1 protein-coding gene is annotated in these 1,607 nt (G+C 51.9%); it reads left to right on the top strand.

What is annotated here, in order from left to right; translation table 11 throughout:
• Positions 1-1,008: 1,008 nt before the first annotated feature.
• Positions 1,009-1,485, top strand: a complete 477-nt coding sequence (locus tag GXK57_RS26150) for a helix-turn-helix domain-containing protein (RefSeq protein ID WP_000469298.1) — start codon at positions 1,009-1,011, stop codon at positions 1,483-1,485.
• Positions 1,486-1,607 lie beyond the last annotated feature (122 nt).

Below are 1,607 nucleotides of genomic sequence, written 5' to 3'. Positions count from 1 at the left end.
GCTCTTTTGCCGCCTCAAAATCCCTTGCGTGTTTTTGCTCCCCGATCTCCAGAACGACCGAGCCGCCACGGTTCCGGCAGCGCCTTGAGCGCAACCGGAAACCGTCTGGGGAGAACCCCAGACCCCCATCGCTGTAACACCGACGGTCTACGACCACCTACCAACCGAGTGGCTGCCTGTACCGTGCAAATGGGCTTTGCAGGGGGCTGGCGCGGTTCCTGGCGACCTGAAAGCCCATGGCTAGGGGTATCGGCGCGCCTGACCTCCTGAAACGCTCTGTAAGCGTTTTTCGCGCCTTCCATGCCCTGACGGGCATTTAAACCCCGCCTCGTGCGTCTGAGAGCTTCTGAGCGCGTTTGAAGGGCTATCTGACGACTCATCCCCGAAAGAACAACAGCGGAATCACCGACAACATGCGAGAGGTGGCACCGCTCGCCGCAGCCCCAGCGACCGAACGTTAGTGAGCGAGTGGGCGAGGAAGCGGAAGAGAACCGGAAACCACATTGAGCACGTACGCACTGATACGGGGTGTCGGGGCGAAGCCCTGACCAGATGGCAAACGGAATATCGTCGCGGGTGACGGTATTACATTTGCACATCCTGTCCCGATTTCTGCGGGGGTTAACGGTGAACGGACGGCAAAAAACGTGCAGGAGCTGTTGAACGTGAAAACCACGAAATCTGGCAAAAATCACGGCTGGCGAGGCTTGCAGAGGAGTAAGCCAGTATACACTCCGCTATCGCTACGTGACTGGGTCAGGGCTTCGCCCCGACACCCCCAAAGGGCGTTGCGTTGCGCGCAACACCCTTGCCTAGAATAGATCTTTTACGCCGATTTGTAAGTTGTTGTTTTTTTAGTGTGTTTTTTGTTTACCTGTCGCATCCAGGGTGACACAACGTTGTCGCATCCAGGATGCGACAACACGCAACAAGGTGTTGCACAGATGTGTCATGATGGCTTAGATTTGAACCAACGTTAGTGCATGGGATTTTTAGAGGGAAAAAATCATGTTTATTGATTCAGAAAAACGACTGAAACAACTTTCAGATGAGGCAAAGAAAAACACCGAGGATCTCGAAGAAGCAAAGAAGAATTCAAGGTTTACACAGGTATCCCCAAAAGGTTGGGAACGCGTTCGAGAGCTGCTGAAGGATAGCCAAGGCATATCAGCACTGAAGCTGTACTCATTTTTAGCGGAGCATATCGATCCTACGTGTGGCGCTGTCGTTGCGGATCAGCAATTCCTAGCTGAAAAACTTGGAGTTAGCAGAAGCACAATTATTCGTTGGCTCAATTACTTAGAATCAAAAAATGCATTAGTTAGAATCCCCGTTGCTGGTAAGGTTTGTGCGTATGCCCTCGATCCACATGAAGTCTGGAAGGGATACAACACTACGAAAAACCATGCAGCATTTGTCACTAAAACACTGGTCAACAAAGACGGTGATATTCAGCGCCGAATCATGGCCATGTTTTCAAATTGAGCCAGCGGCAGGCGGACAATCAGGGGCTACGTGTTAACGTTCTGACCATGATTGTCTATCCTGCATTGCTCTTTTGCCGCCTCAAAATCCCTTGCGTGTTTTTGCTCCCCGATCTCCAGAAC

Origin of the sequence: Clostridium sp. C8-1-8 (genome assembly GCF_009928445.1) — a bacterium.
GTDB lineage: Bacteria > Bacillota > Clostridia > Clostridiales > Clostridiaceae > Clostridium_AR.
Note: the sequence above shows the minus strand (reverse complement) of the source record. Positions and strands in the feature narration are given on the sequence as shown.

Excerpts from the sequence above, each read along its gene's own strand:
- GXK57_RS26150 (WP_000469298.1), top strand. The coding sequence starts at position 1,009 with ATGTTTATTGATTCAGAAAAACGACTGAAACAACTTTCAGATGAGGCA.